Source organism: Methylocystis sp. MJC1 (genome assembly GCF_026427715.1).
In the GTDB taxonomy this organism is placed as follows: domain Bacteria; phylum Pseudomonadota; class Alphaproteobacteria; order Rhizobiales; family Beijerinckiaceae; genus Methylocystis.
The window spans coordinates 1369475-1392355 of the sequence record NZ_CP107558.1; the positions used below are offsets into that span (position 1 = coordinate 1369475).

The window sequence follows — 22881 nt, forward strand, 5'->3', positions numbered from 1 at the left end:
TCATGTCCGACAAGCACAGCGAACGCGCATATGGCGACGCTGGGACTCAGATCGCGCCGGTGCCGCGGATTTCGATTCAGGGATTCTGCGAATCTCAGGACGTCGCGCAGGTGATCGAAAACGCGGCGAGCGATCGCCGAATGAGCAAAGCCCATGTGAAGGTTCACATGGGCGGCATCGCCGCCGCCATCGAAGCCTATCGTACCGCCCCGACTCCCAATCTGATCGTCCTCGAGACTTTCGCGGATCGGGCGGTGCTGACGGAGCAGCTCGATAGCCTTGCCGAGTTTTGCGACTCGGGAACGAAGGTGATGGTCATCGGCCATGAAAACGATATTGCGCTTTATCGTGAGCTGACGGCGCGCGGCGTCAGCGATTATGTCGTGGCGCCGCTCGATGTTCTCACCTTCATCGCTCAGGTGTCGCACCTCTATAACGGCCCTCACGCCGAAGTAATTGGGAAACTGATCGCGGTCGTTGGCGTCAAGGGCGGCGTCGGCGCTTCGACAATCTGCCACAACCTTGCTTGGTCGGTGTCGCGGCAGCTCGAGTGCCAGACCGTCATCGTCGATCTCGATTTGCCATTTGGCACCGCGGGGCTCGATTTTAATCAGGACCCGCCGCAAGGCATAGCAGACGCCGTGTTCTCGCCGGAGCGGTTGGATACGGCCTTTGTCGATCGCCTTCTGTCGAAATGTAGCGATACGCTCAGCATTCTGGCCGCCCCGGCTACTGTGGAGCGCCTTTACGATCTCCAGGAGCAGGCCTTCGACGCGACGCTCGATATTCTACGATCGACGACGCCGTGCTCGATCTTGGATGTCCCACATCAATGGTCGGGCTGGACGAAGCGCGTGCTGGTCGCGGCGGACGAAGTGGTTCTCGTGGCCTCGCCCGATCTCGCTAATCTGCGAAATGCGAAGACGCTTATGGATGCGCTTCGCGCCCAGCGCGTAAATGATCCAACCCCTCGGCTCGTGCTCAACATGGTTGGCGTTCCCCGGCGCCCGGAAATCGCCATCGCGGAATTCGCAAAGGCGATAGAGGTGGAGCCTGTCGGCATCGTTCCATTCGAGCCGAAGCTTTTCGGCACGGCGGCGAATAACGGCCAGATGCTCGCGGAGGTCGAGGCGGGTTCGAAAATCGTCGAAGCGCTCGATGACATCGCCCGGCAACTGATGGGGCGCGTTGCGGTGCGGCGCGCCAAGAAAACGCTGCTCGCGCCGCTGCTGGAACATTTCGTGCGCAAGAAGGCGAGCTGAAGATCTTCCAAAACATCCTAAGCGCGGGCCAAGGATAATCGGCAATGTTCGGAAAGCGTACGAGTGTCGGCGATATGGCGCAGCGGCCCCGCGGGCCGGCTTCTGCGTCCATGGCCAAGCCGCAACTGCCTTTGCCTGCGGCTCCAAGCTATGAAGCTTCGGTCCCGGCCCCCGCTCCGGCGCCCGAGCAAAAGAAGTCCGAAGAATATTATCTGACGAAGAGCGTCATCTTCGGCGCGCTGATCGAGGCGATCGATCTGGCGCAGCTGTCGAAGCTCGACCCGGAGAACGCACGCGAAGAAATCCGAGACATCGTCAACGAAATCGTCGCCATCAAAAATGTCGTGATGTCGATCGCCGAGCAGGAGGAGCTGCTCGACGACATCTGCAACGATGTTCTGGGATATGGCCCGCTCGAGCCCTTGCTCGCCCGCGACGATATCGCGGACATCATGGTCAATGGCGCCTTCAGGACCTATATCGAAGTCGGCGGCAAGATCCAGCTGACGAACATACGCTTTCGCGATAATTCGCAGCTGATGAATATCTGCCAGCGTATCGTGTCCCAGGTTGGCCGCCGTGTCGATGAATCGTCGCCGATTTGCGACGCGCGCCTGCTCGACGGTTCTCGCGTCAACGTCATTGCCCCGCCGCTTGCGATCGATGGCCCGGCGCTGACAATTCGTAAGTTCAAGAAGGACAAGCTCACCCTCGACCAGCTGATGCGCTTTGGCGCAATTTCGGCGGAAGGCGGCGAGGTGCTCAAGATTATCGGCCGGGTTCGCTGCAACGTGCTCATCTCCGGCGGCACAGGCTCGGGCAAGACGACGTTGCTGAACTGTATGACGAATTACATTGACGGCGACGAGCGCGTCATCACCTGTGAGGATGCCGCGGAACTGCAACTCCAGCAAGCGCATGTCGTCCGACTTGAAACCCGTCCGCCGAATCTCGAAGGGCAGGGCGCGGTCACGATGCGCGATCTGGTCAAGAACTGCCTGCGTATGCGCCCCGAGCGCATCATCGTCGGCGAGGTTCGCGGACCGGAAGCGTTCGATCTTTTGCAAGCGATGAACACCGGTCACGACGGCTCGATGGGCACTCTCCATGCCAATTCGCCACGCGAGGCTCTCGGCCGCCTCGAGTCGATGATCACCATGGGCGGGTTCTCGCTGCCGGCGAAGACCATCCGGGACATGATCGTCTCGTCTATCGATGTGATTATTCAGGCCGCTCGCTTACGTGACGGCTCGCGTCGCATCACACATATCACCGAAGTGCTCGGCCTCGAAGGCGACGTCGTAACGATGCAAGATCTTTTCGTTTACGAAATCCTCGGTGAAGACGCGAATGGAAAGATCATCGGCCGACATCGTTCGACAGGCATCGGCCGTCCAAGATTCTGGGAACGCGCGCGGTACTATGGCGAAGACGAACGACTCGCGGCCGCGCTCGACGCCGCGGAAGTCGACGACCTAGAAAAGTAAACTTGCTGAGGGGCGAGGGTATGGATCGGCAGATTATTGTCGTGGCGTTGATTGGGGTCGCCGTCGCGGGCCTGATGTACGCCTTCGTCTATCCCTATCTCTCGGGAGATATCAAAGCCCAAAAGCGTCAGGCGGCCTTGGTCGGCGGCCCCTCTGACCGTGCAGCCAACACGAGAGTCGGCGATCCGGCGAAGCGGCGCAAGGCGATCGCGGACAGCTTGAAGGAAGTCGAGGATCGCAACAAGAAGCAGCGGGTCACGCTCGAGCAAAGTATCGCCCAAGCGGGTTTGACCTGGTCGAAAACGGCTTTTCTTGCCGGGTCGGTTGGGTTTGGGCTGCTTGTTGGATTTCTGGTGTTCGTCGTCAACGGCGACATGCTCGTCGCATTGGGCGCCGCCGCCGTCGGCATATTCGGATTGCCGAACTGGATGCTCTCATTCTTGCGCAAGCGTCGCATTATGAAGTTCGTGGACGAGTTTCCGGGGGCGATTGAGGTGATCATCCGCGGCGTCAAGGCGGGTCTGCCGGTAGCAGATTGCTTCCGCATTATTGCGTCGGAGGGTCAGGAGCCGGTTCGCAGCGAATTCCGACGCATTGTCGAATCTCAAGCGATTGGTCTTTCGCTCGGCGAAGCAGTCGACCGCTTCACCGAGCGCGTTCCTGTGGCCGAAGTGTCGTTCTTTTCTATCGTGATCAACATTCAGCAGAAGTCGGGCGGCAATCTTTCGGAGACGCTGTCAAATCTGTCCGGTGTCCTTCGTGATCGCAAGAAGATGAAGGGAAAGGTGCAGGCGATGTCGTCCGAAGCAAAGGCTTCCGCAGGCATCATCGGCAGCCTGCCTTTCCTCGTCGGCGGAGCGGTGTTTTTTACGACGCCGTCCTACATGATGATCCTGTTCACAACTACGATCGGCAAAATCATCATTGGAGTATGTCTTTTGTGGATGGCTATGGGCGTGTTCATCATGCGTAAGATGATCAATTTCGATATGTGAAAAAAGATAGTAATGCGAGGGCGGCGAGATGGACGGGATTGTAGAGAAGATCACAAACACGCATTTCCTCGTCAGCGCGCTGACGGCGATTGCGGTGATCGCGACCATCATAACGCTGGCCATGCCGCTGCTGAGCGACGACTCGCTCGCCAAGCGTATGAAAAGCGTCTCCAGCGAGCGTGAGAGAATCCGTCAGCGCGAACGCGCGGCCGCAAAGAGCCAGCAGCAGATCAAGGGCCTTCGCCACGAGTCGAAGACCTATATGAAGAATGTTGTCGATAGATTTTCCCTATCGAAATGGCTGAATACGGAGGACGCGAAAATGAAGCTCGCGTCTGCGGGCTTTCGCGGGCCGCAGGCGGAGATTGCGTTTTTGTTCTTTCGGCTCGTGACTCCGATCGGTTTTTTCCTTGGGGCGCTTTTTTGGGTTCTTGTCCTCAGCGACCCCGAGACGGGTATGCTTTTCAAGGTCGGCGTCGTGCTCGCGGCGACCTATCTCGGCATCAAGGCGCCGGAGCTGTTCATCAGCAATACGATCGCCCACCGTCAGCAATCGATGCAAAAGGCCTTTCCGGATGCGCTCGACCTGATGCTGATCTGCGTCGAATCCGGCATGTCGATCGAGCACGCTTTTCGCAAGGTCGGCCAGGAGATCGGCGCGCAATCGCTTCCGCTCGCTGAGGAGTTCGCGCTCGCGACGGCTGAGCTTTCCTATCTTCCCGACCGGCGCACGGCCTACACCAATCTTGCGGCGCGCACGGGTCTTGACGGCGTGAAGCAGATCTCCACTGTTCTGATCCAAGCCGAGAAATATGGCACGCCCCTCGGTCAAGCGCTGCGCATCACGGCGCAGGAAAGCCGCGACCATCGCCTGATGGAGGCGGAAAAGAAAGCCGCAGCCTTGCCGCCGAAATTGACCGTGCCGATGATCATCTTCTTTCTGCCGGTGCTGATGGTTGTCGTGCTGGCGCCCGCGGCGATTCAAGTCATGCAGACGTCCGGCTGACGCTTCATGGACGAGGCGCTCGACAAAAAGCGGCGCCTCGTTCATGAAGCGCGCATGGCCTCGACCTTTGTCCGTGATATTCGCGCTTGTCTGCGGTTTTATTCACGTCTTCCGGTTCCCCTGGGAGACGACGGCCACGCAATGCCTGATTTCGCGCGCGTGAGCTGGGCTGCGCCTTTTGCGGGGGGCGTTATCGGGGCTATCGGCGCCGGCGTGGTCTTGATAGGCGTATTCCTGCATCTGCCGAGCCTTGTCGTTGCGGCCTGTGCAGTGGGCGCGCTGACCTTGGCGACGGGTGGGTTGCATGAAGACGGTCTTGCTGATCTCGCGGATGGATTCGGTGGAGGCGCGACGCGCGAACAGAAACTCGCCATCATGCGCGACAGCCGGCTGGGCGCCTATGGCGCGCTCGCGCTCTGCTTATCGCTGCTGCTGCGTGTTGTGGCGGTAGCGGCGACGCTCGACCGAAGCGCGCTCTTGGCGGCTTTTGCCATAGTCTCGGCGTCGGCGCTCTCCCGGGCGGTGGGGCTTATCCCGATGATCGCGCTTTTACCCGCGCGGATCGACGGCGCCGGCGCCTCGGCTCCGACGCCTTCGTCCTCGGCCATGCGGCGGGCTCTTTTAATCGGAAGCATCATCGCGCTGGCGCCCTGGCTTTTCGGCGCCACTTTGGCCCAGACTGTCGTCGCGCAGATAGCGGCGATGACGGCGACGCTTGCTGTAACCAAATTGGCCCAGCGACAGATTGGCGGCTATACGGGCGACGTGCTCGGCGCATCGCAGCAGGCTGCCGAGATTGCTCTGGTCGTGGCTATTTCAGCGGCATAAGCGTCAGGCGGCGGCCTCGCGCATGCGCGCCACCGCGCTTTTGACTTCCGCGACCGCGGCCTCCAGAACCTCGACGCCTGCTCCCGGCCCCACGGCTTCGAGCGCCAGACGCCGGCGAAAAGCGCGGGCGCCCGGAAGGCCGTTGAAGAGACCGAGCATGTGCCGGGTCATATTGGAAAGCTTTTCCCCTTTGCCAAGCTCGCGCTCGATGTAAGGCGCATAGGCGTCGACAGCCGCGAATATGTCCGGGTAGGGCGCTTCCTCGTGGAAGAATTCGGGATCGACCGACAGGAGGAGGCCGGGGTCGTGATAGGCGGCGCGGCCGATCATCACGCCGTCCATGGTCTCCAGCTGCTCGTGCATTTCGGGCAGGCGCGTCAATCCGCCATTGATCGAGATAAGCGTTTGAGGGAAAGCGCGCTTGAGCTTGTGCACAAGCGCATAGTCGAGCGGCGGCACATCGCGGTTCTCTTTGGGCGAAAGCCCCTTGAGCCAGGCTTTGCGCGCATGGACGACAAGCGCGTCGACGCCCGCGTCGACGCAGTGCTGCGCCATTGTGAAGAGCGCCGCCTCCGGTTCTTGATCATCGACCCCGATGCGGCATTTCACGGTCACGGGCAAAGCGACGGCGTCTTTCATCGCCTTCACGCAATCGGCGACGAGGGCAGGGCGCAACATGAGGCAGGCGCCGAAGGCGCCGTTCTGCACGCGATCGGACGGGCAGCCGACGTTGAGATTGACTTCGCAATAGCCGAAGTCTTCGACAATCTTGGCCGCGCGCGCCAGCTCCGCCGGGTCAGAGCCGCCGAGCTGAAAGGCGACTGGCTGTTCAAAGGGGTCGAAGCTCATGAGACGGACCCGATCGCCGTGGATGACGGCGCCGGTCGTCAGCATCTCCGTGTAGAGGCGCGCGCGGCGCGTCAGTAGCCGATGGAAGGAACGGCAGTGCCGGTCCGTCCAATCCATCATAGGCGCGACAGAGAAGCGGACGTCGCTGTTTTTGATTGTTTGTTGTTTTGTTTCAGTCATTTGGTTTCTCGGAAATCGCCCGATTTGTTCCGGCTTTATTCCGATTTTGCTCATTTTGGGTCCGGGGTTACAGCATGCTCTAACTTTGAGGGCTCGTGCTGTCGTTGGGAGCCGTCATCCCGCAGAAGCGCAAGGACGGCTCGATTGGCTTTATGGCGCAAACAGCGATCCGACGCGATGGTCATGTCCAACGTGAGACAAAGACTTTTGACCACAAGCAGGCCGCCTTCAGCGGGCTCGAAATACGCGAGCACGAGCTTGAGAAGCTAGGAGCCATAGAGCAAGCCAAGGGCGCGGACCCCATCTTGGCTGAGACGAAGGGCGTTCACATCGACGACTTGGCAAACTGGATCGACGAGCGGCGCGCGGCCGCCATGAAGGAGTTGAAGAAGATGACGGAGTAGGGCGGCTTCAAGAGCGTCGATGTCGGAGTTAGCAATGCGCCAGAAGCGGACGATCGGGCTCGGCTGATGTGCCAAAAACGGGCATTCCAAGAGGCGTGCTCCTGCGTGTCGCGGCGCCTACCGCAGCCGTGCCTCGCTTCAATTGCGCGGGCGCCAAGGACGCGGCCTGGGTCAAAGGCGAGCTCAATCGCAATCAGGCGCGCCATCCGCCGCCAGAAAGAGGAGAGGCGCTAGCGCGAGAATTCGCCCAAAGCGGCTAACTCCTTTGCGTTCGCCCGATTCTGGCGCGGCGCGCCACCGCCGCAAGCCTGCATGGCACGTTGTTTGAAGCCCTCCCGGTCGAGGCTCGCCGCAATTCCATTTTGGAACAGGGAGGGAAGCCCTACGTCAGCGCGGAAGCCATCGCTCAACTGACGTTCTCGCAGAGGAGTAGCTCTCAATGAGCATCGGAGTGCAAGAAGCGGCTATCGAGCGCAACTATAAGGAATGCTCGGAGGAGTCCTACCAACAGACCATCGATGAAATCTGCGATCTCAATTGGAGCGGCCTCTCGCGTGAGGACCTCATCAACACGGCCTGGACCTATTACTATTTCTCAGTTCAGTTCCGCGAGAACGTCGGCATCGCGCGCCGCATGTTTCCCGACGACGCTCTCCTCGCGGAACTCGACGCCGGCGAGCGCAACACCGACAATCTCTCGCCTTGTCCCGGCGTTGTCGCCGTCGGCGAGCGCGTGGACCATGACGAATTTATGCGACGCACGCTGCAGCTTGAATCTATTGATCCCGTGCGCGAGCGTCGACTGAAGGCGATCGGCGAAGCCTATCTCGCACAGGCCCGCGCCGTAGACGACAAAACTCGCGTGCTGAGCCTCGCAAGCTACGAGGACGGCGGGTTGGAACGAACCTTCCGCGCGATATTGCAGGCCAAGCGCTGGGACGGCCCGTTGCTACACGCGTTCAAGCATTTCCTTGAGGGACATGTCACACTCGATAGCGATCCCGATCATGGGCATGGCTCGCTGTGCCGACACTTCATACCAAGCAAGCACGTCTACGACCTCTGGGTCGCGTTCAAGGAGAGCCTCATCGCTGGCGCGCCGGGATTGGTGAAGTAGCTTTAGGGCGCAACGCCGCGCTTTGCCTTTGCGTCCCGCGGCGGCGCTTGCCTTAAGCTCTAAGTGCTTGGTTCCAAGTGCTGGCTCAACCAAGGCTATGGGAAGGTCCGCATCGGTCTCAGGAGCGGCCTTTCGTGTAAGATTGCCAAGCCCACGGTGCTGAGGGTCCAGCCTCCTCGCCTATGCGCTCGTCAGCAAGTGTCGCGGCGAGTTGCCAGCATTCAGATGAATGCACGTTGAATTCAGCGAGGGACCGGTCGTCGCCCGCTTTGAAATGGGCTGGTGGTCGGCGGCTCGTTTTTGCATGTGTTCACGATGCGCCAATTTCGGCCTGTCCAAACCCGCGTCATGCATTCGAAGCATCGCAGCGACTGGGACCTGTCGCCGCCCCATGGACAATAGTCGTCACCCTGAGCCGCGGCCGAAAACGTAAGGCCAAGCGTCGATGTTGCGATCACGCACAGAATGATGATGCTTGTTCTTTTCATAGATGCCGCCTGCGCTCCGCACTCATACATGAGACCCCGTATTCGGGGCTTATAACCTATGTAGGGCGGGCGGCGGATCCATTCGCATCTTCAGCGCGACCGAGAAAGGGGCGTTGCCGATGCTATGCGCACTCGAAGTCGCTCGCGTGCCCGCAGATCTCATGGCGCTTGGGCAAACCACGAGCACAGCGATCGTATTCACGCGCAGTCCGACAAGAGCCCCCCTCGGAAAGGGCTTGGGCTTATGGCTTTCCGCTCGCATGGTCTCATGCGAGCGACAGGACGCCGCGCATTCTTCCACTTATGAGGAATGCGCTCTGACGCGCGCCTCAGTTCGGCTCGTAGCCGAAGTAAAACACTCGATGCGGCGCCTTGCAGGTGTTGACCCAACGCCACTCGCCGGCGACCTGCACGAGCCTCTGGCAGTCAAAGCATTTCATGGATTCGCCGTTGTCGCCGCCCCAACGGCAGACGTCATCCTCCGCCGCAGTGGATACGCCGAGGCCGAGGACCGAAAAGGCGATCAAGCCGGCGAGGGTCAAGGCAAAATTCCTCATATCCAGCACTCCTTGTGTGACAGTATTATGAAGATGTGACGATTTGTGGCGGCTTGCAAGCAAAAAAAGGTTTTCTTTAGGTCGTCGACCAGGAAGCTAAGCGCGGGCGCTAGGGCGGCGCCATGAGCGATAAGTGACGCTAACGCCTCAATTCTTGGGCCTCGCGTCTTCTCGGCAAAACGGCGCCTTGGCTGGGGCAATTGGGGTCTATGCGTAGGCCTGAAGCCAAACAGCGCGCTTGGGAGCTTTTCTGAGACGCATCCGGCCAAGCTTTGCTCCGATTCGCCGCCACCCCCGAGAAGGCATTCGCGGCTAAACGCCAAATATGACAGTGATCTGTTGGAACTCTGCAACAGTTGTAGTGATAAATTTGCAACGCTTGGGCTTTTGTTAATTTCTCTTCTCCGATGGCTCCGCCAAAGCCGTCGTTTGACACGGAACTGTCATGAACGGCGCCGTAAAGCTCGCACATAGACTTGTGCCTAACCATTGGGGGAAAGAAGATGCGACACAAGGTTGACTGGCGAGCGCTCAGTATCGCTGCTTTTGGAATGATCGCGGCGTTGCCCGCGACCAGCGCCTCGGCTGAAAGCACCAGCGAAGAAATTCGCCTGCTGAAGGCTCGGCTGAAACAGCTCGAGGCCAAGGTCGGCCAGCAGGAGCGCGCGGCGAAGGTCGAAAAGGCGCGTCCTGGCCATGCGGCTCCGGGCGTTGTCGTCGCGGGCCTTCCTGGTCCCGACCACATTTACTTCAAGGGTCTCGAAGTCACGCCCGGCGGCTTCTTCGCGGCCGAGACGGTCTATCGCGACCATTGGATGGGCGCGGACATCAACACGCCGTACCAGAACATTCCGTACGGCTTCCTCTCCAGCGCGCATACGTCCGAATGGCGCGCCAGCGCCCGTCCGTCGCGTCCGGCCATCATGATCAAGGCCGATCTCGACAAGCAGACGCACGTGATGGCTTATGGCGAAGTCGACTTCCTCGGCGCCGCCCAGACCGCGAACTCGAACGGTTCGAACTCCTATAACCTCCGCCTGCGTCAGGCGTACGGCAACGTCGACTTCGACGAATGGGGTTTGCACGCCGCCGCCGGCCAGATGTGGTCGCTCGTGACGATGAACTCGGTCGGCATCCGCCCGGATACGTCCCTGCAGCCGCCGGTCATCGACCACCAATACCTGCCGGGCTACAACTGGGCCCGCCAGGCCGGCTTCCGCATCACCAAGGACATCAACAAGCAGTTCTGGGCTTCGTTTGCGGTCGAAAGCGGCGCGACGACGATCGCCGCTCCGGGCGGCGCGTTTGCTCCCACCCCTGGATTGGCCGTCACTAACGGCATCTTTGGCCCCGTGGCCGGCGTCTATCCGACCGTCCTGTCGGCTCCGGCTGGCGGCGGTCTGTTCTTCAACGGCAACAACTATTCCTACAACCGCCTCCCCGACTTTATCGGCAAGCTGGCGTGGGATGGTCAGTTGATCGACCGCAAGATCCATGTCGAAGGATTCGGCATTCTGCGTGACGCCACCAGCCGCGTCTACGGCGGCAATCACAGCCAGTGGGGCGGCGGCGGCGGCGGCGGCGTCGTTGTCCAGCTGATGCCGAAGCTGCTCGACTTCCAGTTCTCTGGCATGATCGGCAATGGCATCGGCCGTTATGGCTCGGGCGGTCTGGCGGACGCCACCTGGACGCTCACGGGCGCACCTAAGTTCCTCTTCCAGCGCACTGTAATGGCGGGCCTGACCTTGCACGCCACGCCGCAGACGGACGTCTATGCCTTCGCGGGCGGCGAATTCTCCAGCGGCGCCTCGCAAGTGGCTCGGGTCGGCAATACGCTTTTCGCCTCCGGCTACGGCAATCCGCTCTACAACAACCTGGGTTGCGGCGTGGAGCCCGGCACGGTTGCGGCGGCCAACGGCGTGGCGTCTGCTGGCGTCCTCGGCGCCTTCGGCGGCTTCAACTTCCAGTGCGTCGGCCAGACGAAGGCCCTGCGTCAGCTGACCGGCGGCGTGTGGCATACGTTCTACAACGGCCCCGCCGGCAAGATCAGAGGCGGCATCCAGTATTCTTATACTGTGAGAAACGGCTTCGACGGCTACGGCGGCGCGCCGCGCGGCGTCGAGAACATGGTCTTCACCAGCCTTCGCTACTACCCCTTCGACGGCACGATGCCGACGCCGGTGCTCGCGAAATACTGAGCTGGATAAAGCCAGACACAGGAAAGGAGCCTCGGCCGAATGGCCGGGGCTCAATTTTTTTATTCGGGCGTTCCGACTCGTTTTTTTAAGCGCTTGTGCTTTGAGGATTGATTAGGCGCGAGGGCAGAGCGCGGAAAAACGCACATTGCCGAGCGGGCGCCGGCAAAAGGCGATCGCCAAGGAGGACGCAGCCCCGCGCGTTTTTATGCCGATCCATGATGCTTGAAGATAGGCGCTAACGCGGCTTGTCGAACGCGGCCCAGCAATCGCTGGGCCGCCGCAGATCCATATTCACGGATGCGCGTCAGTACTCGTCAAACATGAAGCATTCGAAATCACGATCATCGCCATAACGTGGCGGCTCTCTGTGGGGGGCGCGTTCGTTGGAATCGCATTGGCCCGCATAGTGGCGGGCGCTTGTCGTTTCGTTGGTATGCCGCTCGAAGTTTCGGTTGGGCTGTGCGCTCAAAGCCCCTGTGACAGATATCAAAAGGGCTATAGCCGAAGGAACGACAGCCCTGAGCCTAAGACGTGAAAGAATTCGATAGCTCATTGCGTCTTTCCTTCCTTAAAGGCAACGCAATTAGATTTATATGGAGCGCGTCTAACTCTGCGACTAAATTTTTTTTTATTTAAAACAGCAAAGAGTCTGATGCTTAGCTTCGGGAATGAGTTTCACTTCATCTGGATTGCTGAAGGTCAAGCGATAATTGCCGGGGGCAGGATCGGACCCGTTAGTCTTGTGACGCGACGCGGCGGGCGTGGCCACGATGACGCGCTCTGCGCAACTTACTTCGATGGTGGAGAGGTCGAGCGGCGGGCGTGAGGGGTTGCGCGAGCAGGGGGAGGTCCACGAGCTGCAGCCGGGATGGACTCTCCGTTGGCTCTCAAGCGCACGCTCGATGGTGGCGTTTTCGAAGCTCGAGTTCCGATTTTGGCGCGATCGAGTTGGCGCCCTTATCGTGCGTCGTCTGCCTGCGCTTTTTAATGCGCTCTGGCGCAGCCGCTCATGTGCCAGCTATCGGAACCCGGATGAGCGTCCGACCGACTCTTGGCATGGTATCGGGCGGCGCCGCACTCAAAGCATGCCGCGAGCGAAAAAGCGTTCGTCGTCGACACGGCGATCTAATAGCCAAGAGCCCAGGGCGCACCGAAGGGCTTTATGTTTGTGACCTTTGTTGGAAGGCTCTCAGGAAGGTGGAAACGCCTGCCTCCATCACTCTTCGGGCTTCCTCCTCGTTGGGGAGGTCGAGGCCCAGGGCGACGCGCATCGGCAAATCGCATAATACCAGATTGAGAAACTGATTTGCGGCGACATGAGCGTCGTCGAAGGCCAGCGCGCCCGTCGCTTTGGCTTCCTCAAGAAAAGCGGCGACGAAATCCACGGCCCTCTCTCGCCCAGTGTTGAAAAAAAGTCGGCACAGTTCGGGGAAACGCGCGCGTTCGCTGGACACAGCCTGGAAAAAGGCCGTCTCATCCTTGACGAGAAAATGGGTCACGAATTTCATGCCCATGGTGCGTAGCGCCCCCTCGATGCCGTCATCTAGAGACGGCGCCGTGAAGAGGATGCGTTTCGCTTCGCATTCGTGCCCGATCAGATGGCTGAATAGGGCCTCTTTACTGGGGAAATAGGCATAGAGCGTCGCTTTCGACACATTTGCGGCGCGCGCGATCGCCTCCATGCTCGTCTCCGAGAAGCCTTGCTGGAGAAACGCAGTTCGAGCCGCATTCACGATCTGCGCCTCTTTGGGGCTCGAGCAGTTTTCGGGCGCATGCGTTGGATCTGGCGTCAATGCGTTCATTCCGAACGATCCGAGCCTAAATATCGCTTGTTCGCCATCGGCGACGTTCCTCTCCCTCTCGCGGCGACCGCCGCCGTTCCCCGGGCGCGCGCCGGCCTTTTCTTTATCCTGTTCAACAGGATGAGTGCGATCAAATTTCATTTTCTCACTCCCGCTCACGGGAATTTCTCCTAAACTGCACCGTTCAGTTTAGCATTGACTTGGCCGCCGCGCAGCAGCATATTCTGCCAAACTAAACGGTTCAGTTTAATCTTGAGCAGGATCAATGGCGCGCGCAACTATTTATTTTTCAGCGGCTTCTCGGCTGCGTGCCGGTAGCGGTCGGCGAGAGCTGGACCGTGACGAGTCGCCGCCGGAGAGGGCTCCGGCGGTCAGGCGCGCCGTTCCTTTCGTTGCCTGCGCTGTCGCCGCCACCCTCGGCGGATGCGCGGTGGGACCCGATTTCGTTGAACCTGCCGCGCCCGAGGGCGCTGGATACGCCCGAAAGCTATCGAAGGGCGTTGCAGATTCGCAGACGCCAGGGGGCGTCGGGCAGCGGCTCGAGCTGGGTCGCGACGTGCCGGGCGAATGGTGGAAGCTTTTCCGCTCGAAGCAGATCTCGGCGCTGATCGCCGAGGCGGTTCAGAATCACCCCAATATCGCTTCGGCCGAGGCGGCGTTGCGCCAGGCGCGCGAAACGCTGGAGGCTGACGCGGCGTCCTTTTTGCCCTCCGCGACAGGGACCAGCGCCGTTACTCGCCAGCAGCTTTCTCCGGCGCAGTATGGTTCGTCGGGCTCGAGCTCGTCCTCGTTTTCGACGCTCTATACGCTGTTCAACTCCAACGTCGCTGTCTCCTTCACTCCGGACGTTTTCGGCAAGACGATCCGCACGGTCGAGGGCGACGCCGCCGCGGCCGAATATCAGCGCTTCCAACTGGAGGCCACTTATATCGCGTTGACGGCTAATGTGGTCTCGGCCGCCATCACCGACGCGTCCTATGCCCAGCAGATCAAAGTCACTGAGGGGCTCGTCTCCGATTATCGCGCCCAGCTCGACATTCTCCAGAAGCGGTTCGACCTCGGCGCCGTCAGTCTCGCCGACGTCACGTCCGAGCGCACATTGCTTGCGCAGGCCGAAGCGACATTGCCGCCCTTGCAGAAGGCGCGGGCGCAAACGCGCAATCAGCTGATGGCCTATCTCGGCCGCTTCCCAAATGAAGATAAAGGCGAGGCGATCGATCTCGAAAATTTGCATTTGCCCAAGGATCTGCCGCTCAGCCTTCCCTCGAAGCTGGTGCGGCAGCGCCCGGACATTCTCGCCGCCGAAAGTCAGCTGCATCAGGCCAGCGCCAATGTCGGCGTCGCCACCGCGAATATGTTGCCCCAGCTCACGCTATCTGCTTCCGGCGGCAGCCAGGCGCTGACGGCGGCGCAGCTCTTCTCGCCGCAAACCATGGCTTATAGTCTGGGCGCTTCCGTCTCCGGCCAGATCTTTGACGGCGGCGGCTTGTTCCATAAGCGCGAGGCGAAGGTTGCCGCTTTCGAGCAGGCGATGGCGCAGTATCAGGGGACGGTTCTGACCGCCTTCCAGAATGTCGCCGACGCGCTGCAGGCAATCAAGCATGACGCCGCGACGCTGCGGGCGCAGGTCGCGGCCGAGAAGGCCGCCGCCGAAAGCTTCCAGATCGCGCAGATCCAGTATCGCGCCGGTTCAACGACCTATCCGACGGTCATCAATTCCGAGCAGAGCCTGCTCAACGCCCGCCTCAACCGCGTGAAGGCCCAGGCGGCGCGTTTCTCCGACACGGTGGCGCTGCTGCAAGCCTTGGGCGGCGGCTGGTGGAATCGCAACGACGAAACGCCCGCCGCACGCGCGAAACCTACCGATCCCATTTCGATGTCGCCGATAGCCGCTGCCTTGCGCGCGCAGGCGGAGGAGTCAACCAATGCTCACTAGCACTCGGACAATTGCAAAAGATCGCCTGGGGTCGTCGCTCAAGCCCATGCTCATCATGCTGGCGAGCGTCGGCCTTGTCTTCGCCGGCCTTTACGGCTTCATCACCTTCCGATCGATCATGATCGGGCGGTTTCTCGCCTCGATGGCCAATCCGCCGCAGACCGTTTCGGTCACGACCGCGAAACTGGAGGAATGGCGGCCGACGCTGGCGGCGATCGGCACCTTCAGGGCCGTCAGCGGCGCCGATCTCGCGCTCGAAGCCTCCGGCGTCGTCGAGAAAATATTGTTCAAGTCGGGCGAGGATGTCGCCGCCGGCCAGATTCTTCTGGAGCTGCGGAAAGACACTGACAATGCGCGACTGGAATCGCTCAAAGCGACGGCGGAGCTCAACGAGATCAATTTGCGCCGCGATCAGGCGCAATTGAAGCTCAAGGCGGTGAGCCAGGCGACCGTCGATTCCGACCTTGCGAATCTGAGGAGCGCAAAGGCCGAGGTCGCGCAGCAGGAAGCCGTGATCGCGCAGAAGACTTTGCGCGCGCCTTTCGCTGGACGGCTCGGCATTCGCTCCGTGGACGTCGGGCAATATATGAGCGCGGGCACGGTCGTCGTCACCCTGCAAGCGATCGACATTCTCTATCTGGACTTCGTTCTGCCCCAACAGAATTTGAACGGCCTCGACGTTGGGCAAAGCGTCTCGGCTGCTATCGACGCCTATCCGGGACAGAGCTTCGTCGGCCAAATCACGGCGATCAACTCGAAGGTCGACCAGGCCAGCCGAAACGTCCAGATTCGCGCCACCTTCCCCAATCCCGACCGCAAGCTGAGGCCGGGCATGTTCGCCTCTGTCTCGATCTCCGTCGGCAAGTCCGAGCGCCTCGTCACTGTGCCGCAAACCGCCATCGTCCATGCGCCCTATGGCGCGTCGGTCTTCCTTGCGCAAAAGAACGCATCGGGAGGGGAGGCGGCGAATGCCGAGGGCGGCGGCCTCGTTGCGCGGCAGAGCTTCGTGCAGCTTGGCGCGACGCGCGGCGATGAGATTGCGGTGGTCGAGGGTCTCAAAGCCGGCGAGGTCGTCGTCACCGCCGGCCAAATGAAGCTGCGCAACGACGTGCCGCTCAAGATCAGCAGCACGCCTCATCCGCCCGTCAATCCCGATCCGAAGCCGGTCGACCGCTAAAGGGAAAGCCGCCGATGTCTTTTACCGACATTTTCGTTCGACGCCCGGTCCTGGCCACCGTGGTGAGCCTGTTCATTCTCGTGCTCGGTCTGCGATCGCTGAGCGTTTTGCCAGTGCTGGAATATCCGCGCACGCAAAACGCCGTCGTCACCATCTCCACGCAGTATTTCGGCGCCGATCCCGCGACGGTCGCGGGCTTCGTCACCACGCCGCTGGAGAATGTCATCGCGCAGGCCGACGGCATCGACTATATGACGTCGACGAGCCAGATCGGCACGAGCACAATCACTGCCTATCTGCGGTTGAACTTCGACTCCGGCAAAGCGCTGACGCAGATCAGCACCAAGGTCGACTCGGTGCTCAATCAATTGCCGGCCAATGTTCAGCGCCCCGTCATCACCGTCAAGATCGGGCAGTCTACCGACGCCATGTATATCGGCTTTCGAAGCGACATCCTCTCGCCGAGTCAGGTCACCGATTATCTGATCCGCGTCGTGCAGCCACGGCTGCAGTCTGTGACGGGCGTGCAGACCGCCGAGCTCATCGGCGCCAAGACCTTCGCGCTTCGCGCCTGGCTCGACCCGGAGAAGCTTGCGGCTTACGGCCTCACCGCCACCGAAATCTCCGCCGCGATCTCCGGCAATGACTATATCGCCGGTCTCGGCTCGACCAAGGGAGAAATGATCCAGGTGAATTTGGCGGCGTCGACGTCGCTGCATACGCTGGAGGAGTTTCGCAATCTCGTCGTCAAACAGGTCAATGGCGCGAATGTGAAGTTGAGGGACGTCGCCAATGTAACTCTCGGGTCGGACGACTATGACTCCTCTGTGTCCTTCAATGGGAAACAGGCCGTCTATATCGGGATCCAAATCGCGCCGACGGCCAATCTGCTCGACGTCATCAAAGGCGTAAAGGACGTCTATCCCCAGATCGAGAAGGCGCTGCCTGCGGGGCTCACGAGCGAGGTCGTCTATGACTCGACGGACTTTGTGAACAGCTCCATCGACGAAGTCGTCCATACGCTTATCGAGGCGGTCCTGATCGTGACCGGCGTGGTCTTTCTTTTCCTTGGCTCGTGGCGATCGGTGCTGATTCCAATCGTGGCGATCCCGCTTTCGCTCGTTGGCGCTTTCACGATCCTGCTCGCCTTCGGCTTCTCAATCAATCTTTTGACCTTGCTGGCGCTGGTGCTGGCGATCGGGCTCGTGGTCGATGACGCGATCATCGTCGTCGAGAACGTCAACCGCCATTTGGCGGACGGCATGACGCCCTTCAACGCCGCGCTGCAATCGGCGCGCGAGCTGACCGGTCCGATCATCGCGATGACGATCGTGCTGATCGCGGTCTATGTGCCGATTGGATTCCAAAGCGGTCTCACAGGCGCCCTTTTCGTTGAATTCGCCTTCACGCTCGCTGGCGCGGTCGCTGTCTCCGCGATCATCGCTTTGACGCTCTCGCCGGTTAGTTGCTCGGTGATCCTCAGGGTTCCGCAGCCCGAGACCTTGGAAGCGCGGATCGTTGCGGCGATCGACCAGACGATGGACCGCCTGCGCGAACGCTATGTCCATCTCCTTGGCGCCTCGCTGCGGCATATGCCTGTGACGCTGACCTTCGGCGCGCTGGTGCTGCTGAGCACCTATTGGCTTTACGCGAATTCCAAAAGCGAGCTCGCGCCAGAAGAGGACAAGGGCCTTATTCTCACGCAATCGACCCCGGCGCCGAACGCGACGCTGAAGCAGAAGCTGTTCTATGGCGATCAGCTCTACAAAATCATGGCGAAACATCCCGAGACAGATAGCGTCTTCCAGATCAACTCGGCCGCGATGAATCTTTCGGGCATGGTGCTGAAACCGGCCGACAAGCGCGACACCGGGGCAGGGGCGCTCCAACGCATCATCCAGGGCGAGCTCTCGGAGGTCCCGGGCTTGCGCATCGTCGCCTTCCAGGAGCCGCCATTGCCCGGCGCGATGGGCCTGCCGATCCAATTCGTCATCCAGAGCCCGGATTCCTTCGACAAGATGGACGCCGTGGCGCGCGATCTGATGTCGCAGGCGATGGCGACGGGCAAGTTCATGTTTCTGGATACGGACCTCAAGATCGACCAGCCGCAGGAAAAGCTCGTCATCGATCGTGAGAAGGCGGCGCAGCTGGGCCTCAGGATGAACGACGTCGGCGGCGCGCTGACCATGGCGCTCAGCGGCGGTTACACGCAATATTTCGACCTCGACGGACGTTCCTATAAAGTCGTGCCGCAGGTTGCCCAGCGCTTCCGACTGAACGCGGATCAAGTGCTGAATTACTACATCAAGACCGGCGACGGCTCGTCCGTGCCTCTGTCGACGGTCGCGAAGCTGCGCGCCACGACCGAACCCGAGTCGCTCAACCACTTTCAGCAGGCGAACGCCGTCACCATTTCCGGCGTCGCCGCGCCCGGCGTCATCGCGGGCGAAGCGCTCGATACTTTGAAGGAGATCACCAATCGCGTCTTGCCGCCTGGCTATATCGTCGACTACGCCGGTCCGTCGCGCCAGTTCATTCAGGAGTCGAGCGGCTTTGCGACCACTTTCGGATTCGCGCTCATCATCATCTTCCTCGCCCTCGCAGCGCAGTTCGAAAGCTTTCGCGACCCGCTGATCATCCTCGTCTCGGTTCCTATGTCGATCGCGGGCGCGCTCGTTTTCATCATGTTGGGCTTTGGCGGCGCCAGCATCAATATCTACACGCAGGTCGGCCTCGTGACGCTGATGGGCCTGATCAGCAAACACGGCATATTGATTGTGGAATTCGCCAATGAGCTGCAGGAAACCGGCATGGGGCGGCGGGAGGCGATCATAGAGGCGGCGTCCATCCGCCTGCGACCGATTCTCATGACGACGGCCGCCATGGTGCTCGGCGTTCTGCCGCTGATCACCGCCAGCGGCGCGGGCGCAGCCTCTCGCTATAATATCGGGCTCGTGATCGCGTCCGGATTGTCGCTCGGCACGCTATTCACCTTGTTCGTGCTGCCGGCGGTCTATCTGGCGTTGGCGGCGCGGCATACGCACGCAGCTTCGGCTCGGGATGTCGAAGCATCGCATCTGGCAGGCGCATGATCACGATATTCAATCGCGCAGAAGGTCTATGCGGCCGTCGACGAGGTTATACACGCGGTCGGCGAAGTTGCGGGCTTTGGGGTCATGGCTCGCCATAATGACGGCCTTGCCCTTCTGCTTGGCGAAATGGCGCAACAGGTTGAAGACCATTTCGCCATTCGCCGTGTCGAGACTTGCCGTCGGTTCGTCGGCAAGCAGGATGAATGGGTCGCCGGCGAAGGCGCGGGCGATGGCGACGCGTTGCTTTTCGCCGCCGCTCAAGCTGGCCGGATAAAAATCCATCCGGTCTTCGAGGCCGCAATGCGTCAGAAGCTCGGTCGCCCGTTCCCGGCGAGGTCCGGCGGCGACATTTCGCAGCCGCAATGCCGCTTCGACGTTTTCGCGCGCCGTGAGAAACGGGAAGAGGTGAAAGGATTGAAACACGAATCCGAAGCACCTCGCACGAATGCGCGGCAGATACTGGTCCGGTAGGTTGCTGACATCGTGGCCGCCCAGCTGGATTGCGCCGGAGGAGGGGCGGAGGATGCAGCCGAGCATCGACAGCAGTGTCGACTTGCCGGAACCCGAGGGCCCGATGATCAGGGCGATCTCGCCTTTGGCGAGCGAGAATGAAACAGACTCGACCGCGGCGACCGCCACCGAGCCTTGCTGGTAATGTTTGGAAAGCGCGCGGGCTTCGAGCAGCGGTCTCATTCTAGCTCCTGAAGATCGTCGCTGGATCGAGTTTTTGCACGCGCCGAATCGAGAAATAAGCGGCCGCCAGCGCCGTCACGAGCGTGATCGCGAAGAGGCTGGCGACGAGCGTCAAATCGATTGCGAGCGTAACCCCCGTTTTCTCCAGAGGCGCTTTGCTGAGCAGCGCCAAGGGGACAGCGATCCCGAAGCCCAAACTCGCGTCGATCGCTGCCTGGGCCAGAATGATCGTATTGAGATCGCGTGCGGTCGCACCCATCGCTTTGAGGGTCGCGAACTCGCGCAGATGCTCCATCGTATTGGCGAAGACAGTCTGGCCGATCGTTCCGGCCCCGACGACGAGGCCGAGCAGCGCCGTCAGACAGAAGGCCGCGCCCATTCCGGTCTGCACCGTCCAATAAAGGATGGTCCGCTCGACGAAGGCGCGCGTCGTCAAAACCTCTTTGTCCTTGAATTCGGCCCGCAGGCTGTCGGCGACACGCTCGATGTCGGCGGGGTTGCGGAGCTTCAAGGCAAAATAAGCGGCGGCCGTCTGATGGGAGATGTCGGGCGACAGTTCCTGCGCAAGCTGGTAGGAGGTGAAGACGACCGGCGCCGTGGTGAAGGTCCTCGCCGAACGGGACAGGCCCACAAGCTTGAGCGAGCGGTCATTGAGCTCCCAGGCGCTGCCGAGGCGAAGCTCCCCCAGTCGCTGGGCGGCGCTCTCATCGACAATCATCTTGTCCCCGTCGCCCACGTCGCGCGCGGCGCCGCGGGCCATTTCCCAAGGCCCACCCACCGGGGCCGCGGGGTCGTAGCCGATGATTTCGACGAGCTCCTGGGCGCCGTCGGGAAGCTTCAGAAAGCCCCAGCTCAGGCTGATCGGCTTTGCCCATGACAACTCTGCGCGCCCCTCGAGCGATTTTATGCGCGCGTCGGGAAAGGGTCTGGCGAAGTCAAAATTCTGAACCCCCTTGGACGCCACCCACAGATCGGCGCCCGCATGGCGGATGACGGAGGTCGCCGTATCCATCATCCCGATGTAGAGGGCGGTTTCCGTGAGCGTCAGATAGGCGGAGAACACGACGCCGAAGAGCGTCGCCGCAAGCCGCGCGCGATTGTGAAACGCAAGACGCGTCGCGAGCCAAATCATGGCTTTCCGTGTCCATGCCAGAATAAAGAGGCGCGGAACTGCAAGGTTACGACCAAGTTTTGGCTGGGCCGGAAAGTGGCCGTAGGCCGGCGCACGCCAGAAGAACCGGGCGCATCGCGCCCGTCAGTCGATCACAAAATTTCATTGCCCGCCCGCCCTGGCCGGAGGAGGTCCCGCCCGCCCCCCGGTGTCTGGCTCTGCAATATACGTCCAATAGCGCTCGTCAAGCGCTCCCACGCTCCCGCCGGCTTTGTGAGGGCTGGGCGAACGCCGTCGCCAGCCTGAAGACAGCGCTGGCGCAGATGGTCTGGAAGGGAGAGCAGCAAGAAGGGAAAAGCCGTGGTTAGGTTCGTGGGTGCGCTCGACAAAGAGCCCGAATGTGCTGCGTCGATCCTGGGGCTGGCGACGATCGCGCGAATGGCCACCAATGGCGTCGATCTGGCGCCGCTCAAGACGGAGCTCGTGCAGAAGGCGGCGCGAGAGGGCGAGGCGGGCGCCTTGTTCGATCTTTCGATTATCGAGAGGCTGAGCGGCAATCCCGAGTCGGCGGACGTCTTTCAGGCGGCGGCGCTGCAGAGAGGACGACGGTTTCTGGCGCCATTGGCCCGGGACGCGGTCGACCCGGTTCGCGTGCTCGCTTTGGCGGCGCCGGGCGACTTCATGTCGAATACGCCGCTCGAGTTTCTCGTCGAAGGCCACAACTTGGCGCTCGAGACGCTCTATTTGCGCCCCGACGAAGATTTCCCCGCGACTTTGCCGGAGCATGACGTCACATTCGTCGCCGTTGCGGAGATGGACGCCAATCAGATCATTCTGGAAAAGATCGATGGGGCGATGCGGGCGTCGGCGCGCAACATTGTTAATCAACCGAGCCTGATTGCGCGGCTGACGCGCGACGGCGCATGGAGCCTTCTCCACGACGCGCCAGGGGTATCGTTTCCGCCGAATGCGCGCGTCGATCGCCAGCGCCTCGTCGCGATGGCGAACGGGGATGTTTCCGTCCTTTATCCGATCATTGCTCGACCGGTCGGCTCACACGCTGGCGACGGTCTGCGCAAGATCGACAGCGCGAAGGAGATCGTTGCGTTCCTCGGTGAGCAATCCGCCTCGCAGTTCTATATCGCGCCTTTCGTGGATTACCGCAGCGGCGATGGCTTGTTCCGCAAATATCGGATCGTGCTGATCGAGGGCGTCCCCTATGCCGTTCATATGGCCGTTTCCAAGAATTGGATGGTCCATTATCTCAACGCGGACATGTTCGAAAATGAAGCGAACCGCGCGGAAGAAGCGCATTTCATGGCGGCCTTCGATGCGGAATTTGCGACACGGCACGCTGTCGCTCTGGCGGAGGTTCACCGCCGGACAGGACTGGATTACGTGCTTCTGGATTGTTCAGAGACGCGCGACGGCAAGCTGCTGATCTTCGAGGCGGGGACGGCGATGGTCATCCATACGCTCGATCCCGACGTCGTCTTTCCCTATAAGCGGCCCCAGATGGAGAAGATATTCGACGCTTTCGAGCAAATGCTTCGGCGAAGAGTGCCGGGGTGCTGAGTTTTCTGCTTGAATTGGGCGTTGATGCCCCTCGCGCTTCGAGACGGCTGCTGCGCAGCCTCCTCAGCATGAGGGGCTTCTGCATTCTACGTGAAACACTTAGGCGTCATCCTGAGGAGCGAGC

General features: G+C 60.9%; 17 protein-coding genes. 12 read left to right on the forward strand and 5 right to left on the reverse strand.

Going from position 1 to position 22881, the window contains the following annotated elements; genetic code table 11:
• Positions 1–2: 2 nt before the first annotated feature.
• The 5 genes from OGR47_RS06590 to cobS are packed head-to-tail and all read left to right on the forward strand — an operon-like array spanning position 3 to position 5578.
• Entirely contained in the window at positions 3–1262 is a 1260-nt protein-coding gene (locus OGR47_RS06590; RefSeq protein WP_165048057.1) for an AAA family ATPase, read from the forward strand.
• A 44-nt stretch (positions 1263–1306) separates the two neighbouring features.
• Positions 1307–2749, forward strand: a complete 1443-nt coding sequence (locus tag OGR47_RS06595; protein WP_165048059.1) for a CpaF family protein — start codon at positions 1307–1309, stop codon at positions 2747–2749.
• Between the two features lie 20 nt (positions 2750–2769).
• Positions 2770–3744 (forward strand): type II secretion system F family protein, encoded by a 975-nt coding sequence (locus tag OGR47_RS06600; RefSeq protein WP_165048061.1) that lies wholly within the window; start codon positions 2770–2772, stop codon positions 3742–3744.
• 28 nt (positions 3745–3772) lie between these two features.
• A complete protein-coding gene (locus OGR47_RS06605; protein WP_165048063.1) occupies positions 3773–4750 on the forward strand; it encodes a type II secretion system F family protein in 978 nt (325 codons plus the stop codon).
• A 54-nt stretch (positions 4751–4804) separates the two neighbouring features.
• Positions 4805–5578: an adenosylcobinamide-GDP ribazoletransferase gene (gene cobS / locus OGR47_RS06610; RefSeq protein ID WP_165048421.1), complete on the forward strand. Its 774-nt coding sequence runs from the start codon at positions 4805–4807 to the stop codon at positions 5576–5578.
• 3 nt (positions 5579–5581) lie between these two features.
• On the opposite strand, the gene dusA is transcribed toward cobS, so the two are convergent.
• On the reverse strand, positions 5582–6607 hold the full coding sequence (dusA, locus tag OGR47_RS06615; protein WP_165048065.1) for a tRNA dihydrouridine(20/20a) synthase DusA: 1026 nt from the start codon (positions 6605–6607) through the stop codon (positions 5582–5584).
• A gap of 95 nt (positions 6608–6702) precedes the next feature.
• On the opposite strand from dusA, the gene OGR47_RS06620 reads away from it, so the two are divergent.
• Positions 6703–7011, forward strand: a complete 309-nt coding sequence (locus OGR47_RS06620; protein WP_165048068.1) for a hypothetical protein — start codon at positions 6703–6705, stop codon at positions 7009–7011.
• A gap of 439 nt (positions 7012–7450) precedes the next feature.
• On the forward strand, positions 7451–8128 hold the full coding sequence (locus tag OGR47_RS06625) for a hypothetical protein (RefSeq protein ID WP_165048070.1): 678 nt from the start codon (positions 7451–7453) through the stop codon (positions 8126–8128).
• An 817-nt stretch (positions 8129–8945) separates the two neighbouring features.
• Here OGR47_RS06625 and OGR47_RS06630 read toward each other — a convergent pair.
• On the reverse strand, positions 8946–9173 hold the full coding sequence (locus OGR47_RS06630) for a hypothetical protein (protein WP_165048072.1): 228 nt from the start codon (positions 9171–9173) through the stop codon (positions 8946–8948).
• 503 nt (positions 9174–9676) lie between these two features.
• Here OGR47_RS06630 and OGR47_RS06635 point away from each other — a divergent pair.
• Positions 9677–11371: a hypothetical protein gene (locus OGR47_RS06635; RefSeq protein ID WP_246729522.1), complete on the forward strand. Its 1695-nt coding sequence runs from the start codon at positions 9677–9679 to the stop codon at positions 11369–11371.
• Between the two features lie 1160 nt (positions 11372–12531).
• On the opposite strand, the gene OGR47_RS06640 is transcribed toward OGR47_RS06635, so the two are convergent.
• Positions 12532–13173, reverse strand: coding sequence for a TetR/AcrR family transcriptional regulator (locus tag OGR47_RS06640; RefSeq protein ID WP_165048074.1), 642 nt, complete (start codon positions 13171–13173; stop codon positions 12532–12534).
• Between the two features lie 265 nt (positions 13174–13438).
• Between OGR47_RS06640 and OGR47_RS06645 the strand changes: the two genes are divergently transcribed.
• From OGR47_RS06645 to OGR47_RS06655, 3 genes are read left to right on the forward strand one after another with little or no spacing between them, the layout of a single operon-like run.
• Positions 13439–15109, forward strand: a complete 1671-nt coding sequence (locus tag OGR47_RS06645) for an efflux transporter outer membrane subunit (RefSeq protein ID WP_165048076.1) — start codon at positions 13439–13441, stop codon at positions 15107–15109.
• Complete coding sequence (locus OGR47_RS06650) at positions 15099–16286, forward strand: efflux RND transporter periplasmic adaptor subunit (protein ID WP_165048078.1); 1188 nt, start codon at positions 15099–15101, stop codon at positions 16284–16286. The genes OGR47_RS06645 and OGR47_RS06650 overlap by 11 nt, the downstream gene beginning before the upstream one ends.
• A gap of 14 nt (positions 16287–16300) precedes the next feature.
• A complete protein-coding gene (locus OGR47_RS06655) occupies positions 16301–19378 on the forward strand; it encodes an efflux RND transporter permease subunit (protein WP_165048080.1) in 3078 nt (1025 codons plus the stop codon).
• 9 nt (positions 19379–19387) lie between these two features.
• Here OGR47_RS06655 and OGR47_RS06660 read toward each other — a convergent pair whose 3' ends face one another.
• The gene (locus OGR47_RS06660; protein ID WP_165048082.1) at positions 19388–20071 is read right to left on the reverse strand and encodes an ABC transporter ATP-binding protein; all 684 of its coding nucleotides are present in this window, start codon (positions 20069–20071) and stop codon (positions 19388–19390) included.
• Between the two features lies 1 nt (position 20072).
• Positions 20073–21203: an ABC transporter permease gene (locus tag OGR47_RS06665; protein WP_165048085.1), complete on the reverse strand. Its 1131-nt coding sequence runs from the start codon at positions 21201–21203 to the stop codon at positions 20073–20075.
• 339 nt (positions 21204–21542) lie between these two features.
• Between OGR47_RS06665 and OGR47_RS06670 the strand changes: the two genes are divergently transcribed.
• Positions 21543–22757, forward strand: coding sequence for a RimK family alpha-L-glutamate ligase (locus OGR47_RS06670; protein ID WP_165048087.1), 1215 nt, complete (start codon positions 21543–21545; stop codon positions 22755–22757).
• Positions 22758–22881: the final 124 nt, after the last annotated feature.